Raw genomic sequence first — 15,834 nt, 5'->3', positions numbered from 1 at the left:
ATCAACGTCAAACCATAACCATGATCCTGCTAGATGCCGGATGGGCTTGGTGCTGCCTGATAGCCCGCGAACTTCAATCCTGTGCTGAGAGTTGCGTTGGGTAGCGAACCTGGAGCCATCCTCTTCTGCCGTGCCAAACCATCCGCTTAGAGATTTATTCTGGGATTAGCAGGGTTACGGTCCAGAGTTCTGATGATTTTCGCTTTAATTTCCGTCAGTTGGATAGGCTTAGCCAAATTCGATCGCACGTCCGATCCGGTTTGAAAACACGATGCCACGATTCTGAAATCACGTTGGATTGTCACTGATAACACGTCGGATTATCGGTATCGATCGGGCGCTGCGACGTCATCGGCATGGCCGGTGCTGATGCTCGTCAACGCCAAAGCCGAAACGGCGCGCAGCAATGGCACAGGCATATCCGTCCGGTGGGGGCATAGCCGACCAATCCGGCATGGATACCGTCAGCCACGCAACGCATCCTCGACCATTGGTTCCAGCCTGCCCACGATGACCCCAACGCCCTTGTCATTGGGATGAATGCCGTCGGGCAGTTGCAGCGCGCGATTGCCGATGACCCCGTCCAGCATGAAGGGGTAGAACGTTGTACCATATTTCTTCGCCAGTGCCGGGAAGATAGGATTGAATGAAGCGGCATAATCTGGCCCCATATTGGGTGAGGCTAACATGCCTGTCAGCAGCACGGGAATATCCCGCTTCTTCAGTTCAGCCAGGATCGCGTCGAGATTGTCGCGCGTGGTTTTCGGGCTCAAGCCGCGCAGCATGTCATTGCCGCCCAGTCCGACCAGCATCAGGTCGGGCTTGCGCGCGAGGCCGTCCAGCGTGAAGGCCAGCCGCGCCAGTCCCGCTGCGCTTGTATCGCCGGATACACCGGCATTGACGACCTGCGCGTTGACGCCGCGCGCGGCCAGGGCCCGCTCCAGCACCGGGGCAAGCCCCTTGCCCTGGTCCAGATTATAACCGGCATAAAGACTGTCACCAAATGCGACGATCAGCTTGGCATCGGCGGTTGGCGCAGTTGATGGCGTTGCCTGCGCGCTATTGGCGGCAGGGGGTGGGGGAGGGGCCTTGTCTGAACATGCCGAGCCCAGTTGGATAATGAGCGCCAGCGCCCCATATTGCCAATATCTGCCCGCCAAGGAGCGCTCCTTCTTCATGCACATGCCCATCGATCCGGCCACTATCGCGATCCGCGCGCATAATGTCACCCTCTCGCTTGGCACCCGCGATGCGCCGGTCGAGATTTTGAAGGGGGTCGACCTTGTTATGCTGCGTGGCGAAAGCATCGCGATCCTGGGCGCATCGGGATCGGGCAAAAGTTCGCTGATGGCCGTGCTGTGCGGGCTGGAGCGGGCCAGCGGCGGGGATGTGCATATCGGCGGGGTCGATTTCGGCGCACTGGATGAAGATGCGCTGGCCCGCGCCCGGCGCGGTCGCATCGGCATCGTCCTGCAAAGTTTCCACCTGCTCCCGACCATGACCGCTCTTGAAAATGTCGCCGTGCCGCTGGAACTGGCGGGCGATGTCGATGCCTTCGCCCGGGCCGCGGATGAATTGCGGGCAGTTGGCCTTGGCCACCGCCTCGACCATTATCCCGCCCAATTGTCGGGTGGTGAACAGCAGCGCGTCGCCATCGCCCGCGCCGTCGCGCCACGGCCGACCATCCTGTTCGCCGACGAACCGACCGGCAATCTTGACGCGACGACAGGCATCACCATCATGGACTTGCTGTTCGATCGGCAGCGCGCGGCTGGTGCAACCCTTGTTATCATCACGCACGATCCTTCACTGGCTGAACGATGCGGCCGGATCGTCGAAATGCGCGATGGCCAGATCGTCTCGGATCGCACCGCATGAACGCGCTGGATTGGGCGACAAGCTGGCGCATCGCCCGGCGTGATCTTGTGGGCCGTTTCCGGGGATTGCGGCTGCTCTTTCTTTGCCTGTTCCTGGGCGTCGCCACGCTGGCCGCAATCGGCAGCCTGACCTCCGCGATCACGCAGGAATTGAGCCTGCGCGGGCAGGGATTGCTTGGCGGCGACGTGGAAATCGCCATGACACAGCGCGAAGCAGGCGATGGCGACAAAGCTGTCTTTCGTGGTTTGGGCACAATGAGCGAAACGATCCGCTTGCGCGCCATGGCGCGGGGCGACCGGCCAGACGCGCTCGCCGTTCTGACCGAACTCAAGGGCGTCGATAATGCCTATCCGCTCTACGGCACGCTGGCGTTGCGGCAGGGCGATTATCGCGCGCCGCTTGCGCCCGACCGCATATTGATCGGCCCCGCCCTTGCCGATCGGCTGAATGTCGGTCCGGGCGACCGGCTGGTCTATGGCACAGCCACTTTCACCATCGCCGCGATCATTGCCGATGAGCCCGACCGGCTGGGCGAAGGCTTCACGCTTGGCCCGGTCGCGATCGTCTTGCTTGATGGATTGCGCCGTACCGGGCTGATCCAGCCGGGCAGTCTTTATGAAAGCAAATATCGTCTGCGCCTGCCTGCCGGCGTGGATGCGCAGGCCGTGCGGGAGCGCCTCGAACAGCAATATCCCTCGGCTGGCTGGGAGTTCAAGGACCGCGATCGGGCGGCGCCCGGTGCCAGCCGCTTCATCATCCGCATGGGCCAATTTCTCTCGCTGATCGGCCTTGCCGCACTCGTGATCGCGGGCATCGGCGTCAGCAACGGCGTTGCCTCCTATCTCGCCCTCAAACGGCCCGGCATCGCGACGTTCAAGGTGCTGGGCGCAACGTCGCGCGATATTGCGCGCATCTACCTGCTGCAGATCGGCTGCGTCGCACTGATCGGTATCGGCTGCGGGCTTGTCGTGGGCGCTCTTCTGCCTTCCGTCATCGTCGTACTGGCCGGCGATGTGCTGCCGGTCAGTCCTGGCTTTCGGCTTCATCCTCTGCCGCTCGTCACCAGTGCCGCCTATGGCTTGCTGATCGCCTTCCTCTTCACCCTGCCGCCGCTGGCGCGCGCGCGGACCCAGCCTGCCGCATTGATCTTTCGCGGCGTCGTAGATCCGCGCCACGGCATTGATCGGCGCACTATCCTTGCCATGGCGGCGGCAGGCCTGCTGCTTGTTGGGCTGGCGCTCGGCACGGCGCGCGAGCCGCTCTTTTCCGCGGCGGTCCTTGGCGCGACGGCGGCGGTCCTGCTGCATTTGCTTGGTATCGGCTGGGGCGTGCGCCAGATCGCCCAGCGTGCGCCGCGGCCGCGTCGGCCGTTGCTCCGGCTGGCGCTGGCCAATCTTCACCGCCCCGGCGCGCAGACTGCCGCGCTGATCGTCGCGCTTGGCCTCGCGCTCACCCTGTTTGTGACGCTAGCTGGTATCCAGACCAGCCTTGACAGCGAAATCCGCAATGTCGTGCCCAAAACAGCCCCGGCCCAGTTCGTGCTCGACATCCCCTCGGATCAGGCGGACCGTTTTCGATCCATCGTGCGCAAACAAGCCCCCGACGCTCAGTTCAACATCGTCCCCGCGCTCCGCGGCACGATTGTCGCCTATGGCGATCAGCGCGTCACTGACCTGAAGGAGCTGCCCGAAGGTGCCTGGTTCCTGCGCGGCGAACGTGGCGTGACCTATAGCGCGGCCCTGCCGGCGGGCAGCGAACTGGTCGCGGGCCAATGGTGGCCGCGCGACTATGACGGGCCGCCGCTCGTTTCCTTTGACGCTGAAGCGGCCAGGATATTGGGTGTTGGCCTTGGCGATACGCTGACGGTCAGCGTGCTGGGGCGCGAAATTACCGCCCGCATCGCCTCGCTGCGCAAGATCAACTGGGACACGATGGGCCTCAACTATATCCTCGTCTTTTCCCCCGGCATCGTCTCCGCCGCACCGCACAGCCTGGCTGCGACCATCACCATGGACACGCGCAAGGATGGCGCCGTCACGCGCGACCTGCTGGCGGCCTTTCCCGGTATATCGGTGATCGCCGTGGGACAGATCATTGCGCAGGTGGGCGAGATCATGACGCAGATGTCCGCGGCGATCGTTTCAGCAGCGTCGGTCGCGATTCTGGCGGGCATAGCCGTGCTGGTCGGCGCCATCGCCGCGTCGCGACAGGCGCGCAGCTATGATAGCGTGATATTGAAGACGCTGGGCGCGACCCGCGCGCAGCTGCTGGGCGGACAGGCGCTCGAATATGGCCTGCTCGCCATCATGCTCGCGCTGGTCGCGCTGGCGCTGGGGTCGATTGCCGCCTGGTTCGTGATCGTCCGGATCTTCGAATTCAGCTGGTCGCCCGACTGGCTGGTGGTTCTGGCGACGCTGGGCGGTGGCGCGCTGCTGACGCTGGGCATCGGCCTGGCCGGGTCGATCCCGCTGCTGTCGGTGCGTCCGGCCAGCGCGCTGCGGCAGCTTTGAACGTCCCGGCAGATGCAAACGGCACCATTTGCGCGTCGCTGATGCGCGCTTGGTGCAACCTGCCGTCAGCATCACGCTAGCTTGCCGCAAATTTCTTGAGGGAAGCCAAAATGACGACCAGCCAGACCGCAACCCGCTCCTTTGTCGACCTGCGCGCCTGGGCGGCGGGGGTAACGGCCCAGCCAGGGGAGGGCGAGACCTTCCTGTCTGCCCGCGCCGAACTGCCCCAGCCTGAAGGCCCCGTTTCGATAGGGCTGATCGCCCTGCCGCAAGGGAGTGGCACGGTCGCGGCAATGCCCGCCGATGAATTCGTGATCGTTGAATCGGGCAGCGTGCAGATCGATGATCGCACGCTCAACGAAGGCGACAGCATCGTCCTGTGTGAAGGCGCAACCTTTGGCTGGACTGTCGCCGCCGATGCGCGCCTGCTGTTCGTGCGCCGCACTGGCGGGTCTGCCGCCGACGGTGCGATCATCCCGATCGACACCAATGCGACGCTCGAACCGTCCGGTGCGCCGCTGGCTGAATTGCTTGTCGGGCCGACCCCGTCCTGCCGCAACTTTACCGACTATCGCTCAGCCGATGGCGAATTTGTCTGCGGCACCTGGGATTCCACCCCCTATCACCGCCGCGCCATGTTCTATCGCCATTATGAATTGATGTATCTGCTGGAAGGCAGCGTCACCTTTGTCGATGGGGCAGATGCAACCGCGACATTTGGCAAGGGCGACATTTTCCTGGTCGAACAGGGCGCTTCGTGCAGCTGGGACAGCCAGGTGCACGTCAAGAAAATATATGCGATCTACCGTCCGGCCTGATGGCTCAGGCCAGGGGATCGAGCGTCCCCAGCCAGGCCACCAGCGCCAAAATGCCGATTGCCGCGCTCGTCTCCACACAGAGTGAGAGACGTAGCGCGGCAATTGCATGTTCGCCCCGTTCCAGCGCCGGTGTCAGCCGCCAGCGATTAATCCCCGCCAGCGCCAGCATCCCGCAGAACAGGACCAGCTTTGCGCCCAGCAGCCAGCCATAGCGGCTGCCCGTCAGCATGCCCATGTCAGCCACGCCCACGATCATGGCGGCGTTGACCGCGCCGGTCACGATCAACGTGGCGACGAATATGGTGCCCAGCAGCGAAAATTTCGCCAGCATCCCGGCGATCCGGTCGACCGGGGGACGCCGCCTCGTCACGGCATATAGCAGTGCGGCGAGCGCACCGATCCAGCCCGACGCCGCCCAGATATGCGCGACATCGGCCATTCGGTGGATCGCGCCTGCGCCATGCTCGCTCGCGCCGGTATGGCCGGTCCAGGCCATGGTTGCAGCGGCGATGGCCGCCGGGACCAGTACCCAGCGATCCCGCCCCGCCATAGCCAGGCCCAGCGCGGCAAGAAGGGCGCCGCCCCGCACCGCCAGCACCGGGCCGATCGGGGTCATCGTCAGCACTATCTTCGCCGTCGCCCAGTCGGGCGGCAGCATCGGGGTGCCCGCCATGCTGGCCGCGCTCGCCAGCAGCCAGAGCGCAGACAATAGCATGCCCCCCAATGCCAGCCCTGCCAGCAGCACGCGCTGCCCCGCCATGCCCATGGCCCACCAGAAGAGCGGCAGGCCCATGAGCAGGGCAAGGTCGGCCATCAGGCCAAAGCGCGCCAGGAGCAGCATGGGTGCCTCTATCCCCCCGGCCATCACGGCTTATTTGACCTTGAAGCTGTAGCCGCCTTCCATCTTATGTTGGTCGGCGCCGACAATATGCCATTTCAGGTCATAGCTGCCGGCGGGCAGCGCGCGGGGCAGGGTGACGACCATCGTCTTGCCGTCAGGCGCAACCGTCGTCTTGAATCCCTTGATCGGCATCGGCGGATGGTCGCTCATGCCCGGCATTCCGGTCATCACCAGATCGACGCCGGAAAGCGGGCCCAGGAACGTCTCGGAAAAGGTCAGCGTCAGCTTGGTCGGCTTGGCGACCGTCGCATTTGCAGCGGGACTGGACGACAGCAGCTTGGAATGGGCGAACGCCGCGCCCGGTAGGATCGCGATCGACAGGGCAAGGGCGGCGGACAGGAAACGGGACATGCTCACTTCTCCATGATGGGTATTACGCAACATTACGCATGGACTTGCCCGATCCCTCATCACAGGTGCATGATTTTTGTCCTCACCCAATGAGGGATCGGCGCCTGATGCGCGTATGCCGTGGTGAGGATGGAGTATGTAGAGATGAGTGATCTCGATCAGATGCTGGCGCAAATACGGGCCATGCCGGTCGATAACCGGCTGGAGCAGATGGACGGTGCGGTGATGCAGGGGCTTACCCGCCGCCGCGAACAGGGCGTGGCGCGGCGCAGCCTGATGCTCGCCGGGTTGCTGGCGGTCGGCATCGGCTGGGCGGGCAGTATCGTGCCGTCGGCCCCAGCGCAGGCGGCGCCCGCGCCGATCGGCATGTCCGATTACGCGCCATCGCGCCTGCTGGGCCAATGACGACCCGGCGCTATCTGCTCGTCGCGCTCGTCGCCTTCGCCGCGGCGCTGGCGGCGGTGCTGTTTGCGCGCATGTGGATCGCGCCGCAGCCCCGCGTCGAAAGCGAAATCCATGCGCTGCTGCATGAAAAGCTGACGCTCGATGCGGCGCAGGAACAACGCATCCACACGCTCGAAGCTGCCTTCGCCATCCGGCGTGAAGCCCTGGAAGCGGAAATGCGCGCCGACAATGCGCGGCTGGCGCAGGCAATTGCCGCGGAACATGGCTATGGGCCGCAGGTCGCGCAGGCGGTGGATCGTACCCATCATGTCATGGGCGCCCTGCAAAAGGAAACGCTGCAACATATTTTCGCCATGCGCGCTGTGCTGCGTCCCGATCAGGCAGCGCAATTTGACAGCGCGGTCGTCAAGGCACTGACCCAGCCCGACCGCCGGTGACGCCCGGCGAACCCGATGACAGGACGCTGGCGGCGCATGCGCTGGCCGGGCATCAGGACGCCTATGCCGCGCTGATGCGCCGACATCGGGATGCCGTGTGGCGACTGGCGCGCGGCCATGTGGGCGATAATGACGAAGCGCTCGACATCACGCAGGAGGTGTTCATCGCCGCCTTTGCCGCGCTGGCCCGCTATGACGGCGCGCGTCCTTTCCGCGCCTGGATCGCGCGGATCACGCTCAACAAATGTCGCGACTGGGGCCGCCGCCGTGCCGTGCGGCGCTTCTTCGCTTTTGCCCGCCCCATCGACGAAGCAGGGGACATCGCCGATGTTGCGCCCGATCCTGAAGCCGCGCTGCAATCGCAGCGTGAGCTCGCCCGTATCAACGCCGCCATCGCCGCGCTGCCCGCTCCACTCAAGGATGTGCTGCTGCTGCGCACGATAGAGGCGATGAGCCAGGCTGACACCGCCGCCACGCTGGGTCTCAGCGAAAAAGCGGTCGAAACCCGCCTTTACCGTGCGCGTGCAAAATTGTCGGAAAGTTTGAGGGATGACGCTGCCCCCCGCGTATGAAGGGGCATGACCCATCTGACCCTCGACCGCCGCGCCTTGTTAAAGGGCGCGGCTGCCCTCAGCCTCAGCAACGTCTTTCCAGCCTGGGCGCAAAGCGGCACCCACGGGCTGCATCCGGCGCCCGGCGTCCTGTCGGGTGACAGTATCGCGCTAACCGTCGCCAACAGCCATTTTGCGACCGGGGGACGCTCTGCCCATGCCATCACGATTAACGGTACTGTCCCCGCGCCGCTGATCCGCCTGCGCGAAGGACAAAGTGTCCGCCTGTCCGTCACCAATCAGTTGAAGGAAGATACGTCGATCCATTGGCATGGCCTGATCGTCCCCTTTCAGATGGACGGCGTGCCGGGCATCAGCTTCCCCGGCATCGCGCCGGGCGAAACCTTCCATTATGAATTTCCGATCCGCCAGTCGGGCACCTACTGGTATCACAGCCATTCGGGAATGCAGGAAGCGATGGGTCATTACGGCCCCATCGTCATCGACCCCGCGGGCGTTGATCCGGTGCAGGCGACCCGCGAGCATGTGATCGTCCTGTCCGACTGGTCGCCCGTTCATCCCCATGTTCAATTGAAGCGGCTCAAACAATCGGGCGGCTATTATAACATGCAGCGGCAGACGCTCGCAGGGCTGCTCAAGGGGAAGGACCAGCCGCTCCGCGAACGGATCGACTGGGGCAAGATGCGGATGGACCCGACCGATATTTCGGACGTGACCGGCTCCACCTACAGCTTTCTGGTCAATGGCCATGGCACGGCGGAAAACTGGACCGGCCTGTTCACGCCGGGCGAACGGGTCCGCCTGCGCATCATCAATGCGTCGGCCATGACCAATTTCAACCTGCGCCTGCCGGGTCTGGCGATGACTGTGGTGCAGTGCGATGGCCAGCATGTCCAGCCGGTCGAAACCGACGAATTCCAGATCGGCATCGCCGAAACCTATGACGTGATCGTCCAGCCGACCGACGCACGGGCCTATGCCCTGATCGCCGAAGCCATCGACCGCTCCGGTCTGGTCCGTGCGACCCTGGCGCCGCAGATCGGCATGGTCGCGGCCATCCCGCCGCTGCGCGCCCGTCCGTTGCTGACCATGAAGGATATGGGGATGGACATGTCCGGCATGGACATGGGGCAGGGGGGCGTGATCGACCTTAGCCAGCCCGCCAATGACAGCATGGCCGGCCACAGCATGAAGATGCTCGACCCGTCGGTGGCGCCAGAGGTGCCGATGGGACCGGGGGTGGCGACGCTGTCCTCCATGCCGGCCGATCGCACGGCGGACCGGCCAACGGGCCTTGAGGATGTCGATCATCGCGTCCTGACCTATGCGGACCTGCGCGCGCTGGAGCCGAACGAGGACGTTCGAACGCCCACGCGCGCGCTCGACATCCACCTGACTGCGAACATGGAACGCTATATGTGGTCGTTTGATGGGGTGAAGCTGTCCGACGGCGCGGACCCTATTGCCTTCCGCCATATGGAACGGGTGCGCGTCACGCTCATCAACGACACGATGATGCCGCATCCCATCCATATTCACGGCCATTTCTTTCAGCTCATCACAGGTGAAGATGCGGCCCACAACCCGCGCAAACATACAGTCAACGTGCTGCCGGGCGGCAAGGTCAGTTTCGACCTGACCGCCGACGCGCTGGGCGACTGGGCATTTCACTGCCACATGCTGATGCACATGCATGCGGGGATGATGCGGGTCGTGACCGTTCGCCACGGGGAGGGCGGGGCATGAAGCAACTGATCGCCGCCGCGACCCTGCTACTCGCGGTGCCCGCCGTAGGACAAGAGATTCACGCCCATCAACATATTGATAATAAAGAACAAAATGAGAAGCCCATGCGTTCTGTGGGCGAAGTTCCACCCGACCCCCATGCCGGTCACACCATACCCACGACAGACGACAGCGTGCCGCAGGGCGTCGCCCCGCCAATCCCGACCGATCACGCGGCTGAAGCTTTCTACCCCGCCGCCACCATGGCCCGCGCCCGCGCCGCCATGATCCGGGAAAGCGGCGGCATGACCTTCTCGCAACTGATGCTCGACCGCCTGGAATATCGCGCACACAAGGGCGCGAATGGCTATGCCTGGGAAGGCGAAGGCTGGATCGGGGGCGACATCAACCGCTTCGCGTTCAAGACGGAAGGGGAAGGCGAAGTCGGTGGCCCGCTCGAAAGCGCCGAAGTGCAGGCGCTCTACAGCCGCGCCCTCAATCCATGGTTCAATGTCGAAGCAGGCGTGCGGCAGGATTTTCGCCCGCAACCCCAACGCACTTATGCCGTGGTCGGTATCGAAGGGCTCGCCCCCTATTGGTTCGAAGTCGGCGCGCAGGCTTTCCTGTCGAACAAGGGCGACGCCCATCTGCGCCTGGAAGGAAGCTATGATCAGCGCATCACCCAGCGCCTGATCCTGCAACCTGCGGCGGAAATGAACCTCGCCGCGCAGGACGTGCCGGAACTCGGTATTGGCTCTGGCATCTCCGACATCGAACTGGGCCTGCGCCTGCGCTACGAATTTGCCCGCGAATTCGCTCCCTATGTCGGCGTCCATTGGGAACGAAAACTGGGCGACACGGCGCGGTACGCGCGCGCTGCAGGGGAGGGGGCTTCTGTCACCAGTCTGGTACTGGGCGCGCGTTTCTGGTTCTGACCCTATAGCAGGATATTAGCGGTCAACCCGGCCCATCTCCCCTGCGGATCATGTCGGCGGCTTTTTCCGCCGTCATGATCACGGGCAGGTTGGTGTTGCCGCCCGGAAGGCGAGGGAAAATGGACGCGTCGACCACCCGCAGACCACTAACGCCGCGTACCTTGAGGGCGCCATCGACCACTGACTGCGCGTCACCACCCATGCGGCACGTGCCCGAAGGATGATAGGCGGTCATCGCGGTGTCCCGGACATGCGCCAGAATCTCGGCATCACTTCGCGGCTCGCGCGAGGGCCGGGTCATGGCTCCCGTAGCGGCCGCCAGTGCGGGCTGCGCCACCAGATCACGCAAAGTGCGATAACCATGGATCATCGCCGCCCGATCGCGCGGGTCGGACAGCAGGTTGAAATGGATTAACGGGTGGGCTTTTGGATCGGCACTGGCGATTGTCAGCCGTCCTCTGCTGTGCGGATAGTTGAGCGACCACATGGCGCCAAGCCTGGAGCCATGGCGCGGCGCGATACCAGGGAACCAGACTCGCGTTTCCATCGCCAGCGGGACCAGCAGGAAATGGAGGTCAATTTCCGGGTTGCCTGGCTGAGTCGCGACATTGGCGGAAATGGCGAGGGGCGGAGCGCCCATGACGCCTTTCCCGGTTGTGAACCAGCGCAGCAGGGACGTCGCCAACCTGTCGAAGCGCACTTCTTCCTCGAACGCCCAGCGGCGATCCAGTTCGAATTCCATCGCCGCGCCGGGGTGGTCCTGAAGATTGCCGCCGACTTCAGCGCTGTCGACAAGTGGAGTGATCCCGAGCCCGCGCAGGTCGGCTGCGGGACCGATGCCCGACAACATCAGCAATTGCGGCGAATTGATTGCTCCACCGCACAGCAATACCTCAGCGTTGGCCCGCGCGATGCGTTCTTGATCGCCGACGCAGAACAGGACACCGCCTGCCCGCCCATCCTCGATCAATATTCGGTGCACTGGCGCATCGGTCATCACCGTGAGGTTGGGACGGCGCCGGGCAGGGTCCAGATAGGCCTGTGCCGTGCTGGCGCGACGACCGCGTCGCGTAATGGTGAAATCCGGCATGCCGAAGCCGTCGGTCCGTTCGCCGTTAAAATCGTTTGTAAGATTGTATCCCAGCGACACTGCGGCCTGTTGCGCCAGCGGATAGAGTGGACTTGGCGAAGGGTGCGGCTGCACCGACACCGGACCAGCGCCACCGTGCAACGGTGTATCGCCGCGCCAGTGATTTTCCAGCTTGCGGAAATAAGGTAGAACGTCGTCAAAGCCCCAGCCCGGCAGGCCCATGTCGCGCCAACCGTCATAATCGGCCGGGTGGCCACGCACTGCCATCATTCCGTTCAGCGAAGAAGTGCCACCCAGCATCCTGCCGCGCGCCACTGGCAGGCGGCGACCATTAAGTTCCGCCTCTGGTTCCGAAAGAAACCCCCAGGTAATGTCGGGATTGGGCCAAAGCTTCGACACGGCCAGCGGCAATGACACATCCAGCCGCTTGCCGGTGCCGCCCGCTTCCAGGAGGAGGACGCGGGTCCGCCCATCTTCCGTCAGACGGTTGGCGAGGGTGCAGCCCGCAGAGCCTGCGCCGACGATCACATAATCGAACTGCAATTCGTCCTGCATCACACGACCTTCCAGAATCGAAAGACAGACCCCGTCGGGTTGCGTCGGCCAACACCCACGAAGATGGTCCGGTTCATCCAGTCATAAGGGCCAGATGGCGCTTCGAACCGCGGGGTCATGCGCATATAATAGCTGTGCGGATCAACAGGTTCGCCTGCCAGCAGCTGTTTCACGACTTCAGGCGGCGCATGGCGAACGCCGGTGCTGCGCTTGAGGATCACTGCGCCATCGTCCGTCTGTAACAGATATTGGGATTCAAAGCGGCCGCCGCCATCCGCGCGCACCATCGGGAAATCGCCACCGCTTGACGGCACGATCTTGCCCGACAGCCCAGGCCCGACGAAGTGGCCACTTTCGATGAGAACCGCGCCGCGTTTATAATCGTCGGCCACTTGGATATGGATCCGCTGGCCCAGGGAAATCTGCATCTCCAGCGCGAATTCGAGTTTCATGGCGCTCTTCTTTCAAACGATCTGCATGATGATGCTGGTGTCGCTGTCGCGTGGCCGTTCGGCGATGAATGCCCGCGTCGCCAGCCAAGCATGGGACGACTGTTCGTCAACTTCGAACATGATCGTCATTCGCATGCCATCGAAGCTTTGATCGTCGGCCCTCCGACAATCGCTCGTCACGCCCATGCCCGTCATGCGGACGATCGCGCCGTCTTCAGTCTGGATCAAATAGGAGAGCTCGGCGGTGGTGACGCCATCCAGCCGCGTCAGGCTGGTTTCGCTGCCGCTAACGATCATACCCCGAAGCCGCGCACCATCGATGCGACCGCCAGTCACGGGCCGGACGGTACGCGTGCCGCCGGTCGCCAGTCGACCGACATCAGCCGTCGCGCCAAAGACGAGCGTTACCCGAAACGCTTGCTCAAGGTCAGGCGAGGGCATGTCTTGCGTTGAACAATCCATCATCATCATCCCTGCTCCTCAGAGCGCGATCGTCACGGCTTTGACTTCGGTATAGGCTTCGACGCCCATTCGGCCATTTTCGCGTCCGTTGCCGGAAAGGCGCACCCCGCCTGCCGGCATGGCGAAATCATTGCCGCCACTGGTGTTGACGCGCACCGTGCCCGAACGGATGCGTTTCACAAGGCCCAGCGCGTGGCTGATATTGCGCGTCCAGATATAGGCGCTCAGCCCGTAATCATTGTCGTTGGCCAAGCCAGCGATCTCGTCAAGGTCGGTGGTTTCGAAGGGCAGGACCGCGAGCACCGGCCCGAATACTTCCTCGCGCACGATTTCCATGTCCGCACGCACGTCGGTCATGATCGTAGGGGGCACGAAAAAGCCTGGACCTTCAGGCCGTACGCCACCCGTGTAGCAGCGACCGCCAGAAGCTGTCGCGCGTTCGACAAACCCCATTATGCGATCGCGCTGTACGTCGGAAATGACCGGGCCGAGCAGGGTGGCGGGGTCGGCCGGGTCGCCTGTTGCCATGCGTGACGTGATTTTCGCGATCCGCTCCACCAACCTGTCCGCGACCGAGGCATGGACAAGAAGCCGTGAGCCCGCTGAACAGGTCTGGCCTGAATTGAAGAAGATGCCCATCGCAATACTCTGCGCGGCCGCATCCAGATCTGCGTCTGGCAGTACGATCACCGGCGACTTGCCGCCAAGTTCCACCGTCACTCGCTTCATCTGGTCCGAAGCGGCGCGAAGGATCTGCCTGCCGGTCATCGTCGATCCAGTGAAGGCGATCTTCGCGACACCGGGATGATCGACCAGCGCCGCACCAGCCTCTCCACCCCGACCCGGTACGATGTTGACCATCCCCGGCGGGACGCCGCATTCATTCAGCAGATCCGCCAGTCGCAGAGCAGATAGGGATGTCAGTTCGGCCGGTTTGAGCACCACCGCGCAACCCGCCGCCAGAGCGGGGCCGATCTTCATCGCCGCGCCCATCAGGGGATAGTTCCAGGGAATGATCTGGCCGACCACTCCTACAGGTTCGCGCAGGGTGCAGGCGTGCCAGTTGCCAGGCACCGACAGATCCATCGTCTCGCCCGCCAATTTCGTCGCCCAGCCGGCGAAATAGCGCAGCCCGGCCGCCGATTGGGGAACGTCGACCCGCCGGACATTACTTATCGGCTTTCCCGTATCGTGCATTTCGAGTTGCGCGAATTCCTCACCATGCGCCTCGATCGCGCGGGCCAGCGCCAGCAGAGCATCCTGCCGCGCGGCTGGTGCCCAGCGCAGGCGCGCGTCGTGCAGCGCATTGGTTGCGGCGGTGACGGCTCGATCCACATCGACCCTGCCGCCTGCCGCGATCGCACCGATGGACGCACCGGTTGCGGGATTAATGACGTCTATGGTCGTGCCGCTTGCACAATCCTGCCATTCGCCTCCGACAAAGATGCTGGATGCGCGCCTGTCTGCCATCCATTGCACACCCATGATAGCCAAAGCATCCCCACCTTTAATCTGTCTTTGTATCGCGGCTCTTTAGCGCGGGGATGGAGCACCGACTTGTTCAAGCGCGCCCGCATGAGGGGCGTTCGGGCCGGATAAGATTGCTATGCAGACGGGGGAGTGTACGCTATGGATACAATATAGAAGCGGCATGGCGCTGTTCACAGCGAAGAGCCGCCCGATAGCCGGAGGAGAAGGATGATTCGATGGATTATCTGAGCTTTGCGACTAAGGCGGCGACCCGTCAGGAGCGCAGTGCGCAATGGCGCAATATCACGCAGGCCCCTCATGCCGAACTCGGCGACGACCAGGAAGCGTCGATACGCGGATGCGACCTGGGGGACTTGCGTATCTGCGCCGTGTCCATGGGCGAACATCAAATCGACAGTGTGGGCCAACATTGCGGGCCGGACAGGCATAATCTGATCAAGATCCTGTTCATGGAGGAAGGTCATTGCGACATCGTCCAGAGCGGGCAGACTATTCGGCTCGACTCTGGCCAATGGTGCGCCTTTGACAAGGCGGTCTCCTATTCGATGATAGCGCCTCAGGCGACCCGGTTGCTTGCGCTGGCGCTGCCACGCCACCGCTTCGCAGCATGGGACAAGGGCGCGCGGCAACCAATCCTGCCGCAGAGTTTTCTGCAAGGTGCGGCCAGCATTCTGCACAGCAGCACCAGTGCGGCGGTCAATGCCGCAACTGCCATGGGGCGACGCGATCGTGGCCAGATGGGCAATGCGCTGATCCAGATGCTCAACACGGTATGGGATGCCGATCCTGTCGCGCAGAGCGCCAATAGCACGCGCGCTCGTCGCCTCGCGGTGATCGACTTCGTCGATCGCAACCTGGCCGACCGCGATCTGGATGTGGCCCGGATCGCGCAGGAAATGGGTTACGCCAAACGGACCCTGCATAAACTGTTCGCCGATGACGCCGAAACGCTGGGCCGGATGATCTGGCATCGGCGGCTGGACCGGTGCAGGCAGGACTTGCTGGACCCTGCGCAGGCCCACCGCTCCATCACTGACATCGCGCATTATTGGGGTTTCAACGATTCCCAACACTTCAGCCGTTCGTTCAAGGGGCGTTTCGGCGAAACGCCCAGAGCCTTTCGCAGCAGTCGCCTGTTTCACTGAAACCGGCCGGGGAAGGGAGCTTCACCGTGGCGACGAAAGCCGCCGCGCGTTTTGATGTGCCGTCTGCTGCCCTTCCCCCAATCACCCAGAGGATCGACCATGCAATC

16 protein-coding genes are annotated in these 15,834 nt (G+C 63.5%); 9 read left to right on the top strand and 7 right to left on the bottom strand.

Features of this window, described 5'->3' with window-relative positions; translation table 11 throughout:
- Positions 1–464: 464 nt before the first annotated feature.
- Positions 465–1,178 carry an arylesterase gene (locus CJD35_RS16735; protein WP_017181908.1) on the bottom strand — a complete coding sequence of 238 codons (714 nt, stop codon included), beginning with the start codon at positions 1,176–1,178 and terminating at the stop codon, positions 465–467.
- Here CJD35_RS16735 and CJD35_RS16730 point away from each other — a divergent pair.
- From CJD35_RS16730 to CJD35_RS16720, 3 genes are all read left to right on the top strand, one after another.
- Positions 1,177–1,878: an ABC transporter ATP-binding protein gene (locus CJD35_RS16730; RefSeq protein WP_017181907.1), complete on the top strand. Its 702-nt coding sequence runs from the start codon at positions 1,177–1,179 to the stop codon at positions 1,876–1,878. The two genes, CJD35_RS16735 and CJD35_RS16730, sit on opposite strands and share 2 nt — an antisense overlap.
- On the top strand, positions 1,875–4,388 hold the full coding sequence (locus CJD35_RS16725; protein ID WP_017181906.1) for an ABC transporter permease: 2,514 nt from the start codon (positions 1,875–1,877) through the stop codon (positions 4,386–4,388). The genes CJD35_RS16730 and CJD35_RS16725 overlap by 4 nt, the downstream gene beginning before the upstream one ends.
- Positions 4,389–4,498: 110 nt before the next feature.
- Positions 4,499–5,206: a cupin domain-containing protein gene (locus tag CJD35_RS16720; RefSeq protein ID WP_017181905.1), complete on the top strand. Its 708-nt coding sequence runs from the start codon at positions 4,499–4,501 to the stop codon at positions 5,204–5,206.
- Positions 5,207–5,210: 4 nt separating this feature from the next.
- Here CJD35_RS16720 and copD read toward each other — a convergent pair whose 3' ends face one another.
- On the bottom strand, positions 5,211–6,071 hold the full coding sequence (gene copD, locus CJD35_RS16715; protein WP_244917310.1) for a copper homeostasis membrane protein CopD: 861 nt from the start codon (positions 6,069–6,071) through the stop codon (positions 5,211–5,213).
- A gap of 6 nt (positions 6,072–6,077) precedes the next feature.
- A complete protein-coding gene (copC, locus tag CJD35_RS16710; protein ID WP_017181903.1) occupies positions 6,078–6,458 on the bottom strand; it encodes a copper homeostasis periplasmic binding protein CopC in 381 nt (126 codons plus the stop codon).
- Positions 6,459–6,602: 144 nt separating this feature from the next.
- Here copC and CJD35_RS16705 point away from each other — a divergent pair, with 144 nt between their 5' ends.
- The 5 genes from CJD35_RS16705 to CJD35_RS16685 are packed head-to-tail and all read left to right on the top strand — an operon-like array spanning position 6,603 to position 10,532.
- Positions 6,603–6,863, top strand: coding sequence for a hypothetical protein (locus CJD35_RS16705; RefSeq protein ID WP_017181902.1), 261 nt, complete (start codon positions 6,603–6,605; stop codon positions 6,861–6,863).
- A complete protein-coding gene (locus CJD35_RS16700; RefSeq protein ID WP_017181901.1) occupies positions 6,860–7,300 on the top strand; it encodes a periplasmic heavy metal sensor in 441 nt (146 codons plus the stop codon). Before CJD35_RS16705 ends, CJD35_RS16700 begins: the two co-directional genes overlap by 4 nt.
- Positions 7,297–7,872 carry an RNA polymerase sigma factor gene (locus tag CJD35_RS16695; RefSeq protein ID WP_017181900.1) on the top strand — a complete coding sequence of 192 codons (576 nt, stop codon included), beginning with the start codon at positions 7,297–7,299 and terminating at the stop codon, positions 7,870–7,872. The genes CJD35_RS16700 and CJD35_RS16695 overlap by 4 nt, the downstream gene beginning before the upstream one ends.
- Before the next feature lie 6 nt (positions 7,873–7,878).
- Positions 7,879–9,618, top strand: a complete 1,740-nt coding sequence (locus tag CJD35_RS16690; protein WP_095687270.1) for a copper resistance system multicopper oxidase — start codon at positions 7,879–7,881, stop codon at positions 9,616–9,618.
- Positions 9,615–10,532, top strand: coding sequence for a copper resistance protein B (locus CJD35_RS16685; protein WP_017181898.1), 918 nt, complete (start codon positions 9,615–9,617; stop codon positions 10,530–10,532). The genes CJD35_RS16690 and CJD35_RS16685 overlap by 4 nt, the downstream gene beginning before the upstream one ends.
- Positions 10,533–10,554: 22 nt before the next feature.
- Here CJD35_RS16685 and CJD35_RS16680 read toward each other — a convergent pair whose 3' ends face one another.
- From CJD35_RS16680 to CJD35_RS16665, 4 genes are read right to left on the bottom strand one after another with little or no spacing between them, the layout of a single operon-like run.
- The gene (locus tag CJD35_RS16680; protein ID WP_017181897.1) at positions 10,555–12,177 is read right to left on the bottom strand and encodes a GMC family oxidoreductase; all 1,623 of its coding nucleotides are present in this window, start codon (positions 12,175–12,177) and stop codon (positions 10,555–10,557) included.
- Complete coding sequence (locus CJD35_RS16675; RefSeq protein ID WP_017181896.1) at positions 12,177–12,629, bottom strand: DUF3237 domain-containing protein; 453 nt, start codon at positions 12,627–12,629, stop codon at positions 12,177–12,179. Before CJD35_RS16675 ends, CJD35_RS16680 begins: the two co-directional genes overlap by 1 nt.
- Positions 12,630–12,641: 12 nt before the next feature.
- Complete coding sequence (locus CJD35_RS16670; protein ID WP_017181895.1) at positions 12,642–13,100, bottom strand: DUF3237 family protein; 459 nt, start codon at positions 13,098–13,100, stop codon at positions 12,642–12,644.
- Between the two features lie 9 nt (positions 13,101–13,109).
- Complete coding sequence (locus CJD35_RS16665; RefSeq protein ID WP_244917256.1) at positions 13,110–14,561, bottom strand: aldehyde dehydrogenase family protein; 1,452 nt, start codon at positions 14,559–14,561, stop codon at positions 13,110–13,112.
- 236 nt (positions 14,562–14,797) lie between these two features.
- Here CJD35_RS16665 and CJD35_RS16660 point away from each other — a divergent pair, with 236 nt between their 5' ends.
- The gene (locus CJD35_RS16660) at positions 14,798–15,727 is read left to right on the top strand and encodes a helix-turn-helix domain-containing protein (protein WP_017181893.1); all 930 of its coding nucleotides are present in this window, start codon (positions 14,798–14,800) and stop codon (positions 15,725–15,727) included.
- The last annotated feature ends 107 nt before the right edge of the window (positions 15,728–15,834 follow it).

It is taken from the genome of Sphingobium xenophagum, from assembly GCF_002288285.1.
Classification (GTDB): domain Bacteria; phylum Pseudomonadota; class Alphaproteobacteria; order Sphingomonadales; family Sphingomonadaceae; genus Sphingobium; species Sphingobium xenophagum.
Note: the sequence above shows the minus strand (reverse complement) of the source record. Positions and strands in the feature narration are given on the sequence as shown.

What these genes read in the sequence shown, in the direction of transcription:
- CJD35_RS16665 (WP_244917256.1), bottom strand. Translation starts at nt 14,561, where the DNA reads ATGGCAGACAGGCGCGCATCCAGCATCTTTGTCGGAGGCGAATGGCAG.
- CJD35_RS16690 (WP_095687270.1), top strand. Translation starts at nt 7,879, where the DNA reads ATGACCCATCTGACCCTCGACCGCCGCGCCTTGTTAAAGGGCGCGGCT.
- CJD35_RS16675 (WP_017181896.1), bottom strand. Translation starts at nt 12,629, where the DNA reads ATGAAACTCGAATTCGCGCTGGAGATGCAGATTTCCCTGGGCCAGCGG.
- CJD35_RS16705 (WP_017181902.1), top strand. Translation starts at nt 6,603, where the DNA reads ATGAGTGATCTCGATCAGATGCTGGCGCAAATACGGGCCATGCCGGTC.
- CJD35_RS16720 (WP_017181905.1), top strand. Translation starts at nt 4,499, where the DNA reads ATGACGACCAGCCAGACCGCAACCCGCTCCTTTGTCGACCTGCGCGCC.
- CJD35_RS16730 (WP_017181907.1), top strand. Translation starts at nt 1,177, where the DNA reads ATGCACATGCCCATCGATCCGGCCACTATCGCGATCCGCGCGCATAAT.
- CJD35_RS16680 (WP_017181897.1), bottom strand. Translation starts at nt 12,177, where the DNA reads ATGCAGGACGAATTGCAGTTCGATTATGTGATCGTCGGCGCAGGCTCT.
- CJD35_RS16670 (WP_017181895.1), bottom strand. Translation starts at nt 13,100, where the DNA reads ATGATGATGATGGATTGTTCAACGCAAGACATGCCCTCGCCTGACCTT.
- copC (WP_017181903.1), bottom strand. Translation starts at nt 6,458, where the DNA reads ATGTCCCGTTTCCTGTCCGCCGCCCTTGCCCTGTCGATCGCGATCCTA.
- CJD35_RS16660 (WP_017181893.1), top strand. Translation starts at nt 14,798, where the DNA reads ATGGATTATCTGAGCTTTGCGACTAAGGCGGCGACCCGTCAGGAGCGC.
- CJD35_RS16685 (WP_017181898.1), top strand. Translation starts at nt 9,615, where the DNA reads ATGAAGCAACTGATCGCCGCCGCGACCCTGCTACTCGCGGTGCCCGCC.
- copD (WP_244917310.1), bottom strand. Translation starts at nt 6,071, where the DNA reads ATGGCCGGGGGGATAGAGGCACCCATGCTGCTCCTGGCGCGCTTTGGC.
- CJD35_RS16735 (WP_017181908.1), bottom strand. Translation starts at nt 1,178, where the DNA reads ATGAAGAAGGAGCGCTCCTTGGCGGGCAGATATTGGCAATATGGGGCG.
- CJD35_RS16725 (WP_017181906.1), top strand. Translation starts at nt 1,875, where the DNA reads ATGAACGCGCTGGATTGGGCGACAAGCTGGCGCATCGCCCGGCGTGAT.
- CJD35_RS16700 (WP_017181901.1), top strand. Translation starts at nt 6,860, where the DNA reads ATGACGACCCGGCGCTATCTGCTCGTCGCGCTCGTCGCCTTCGCCGCG.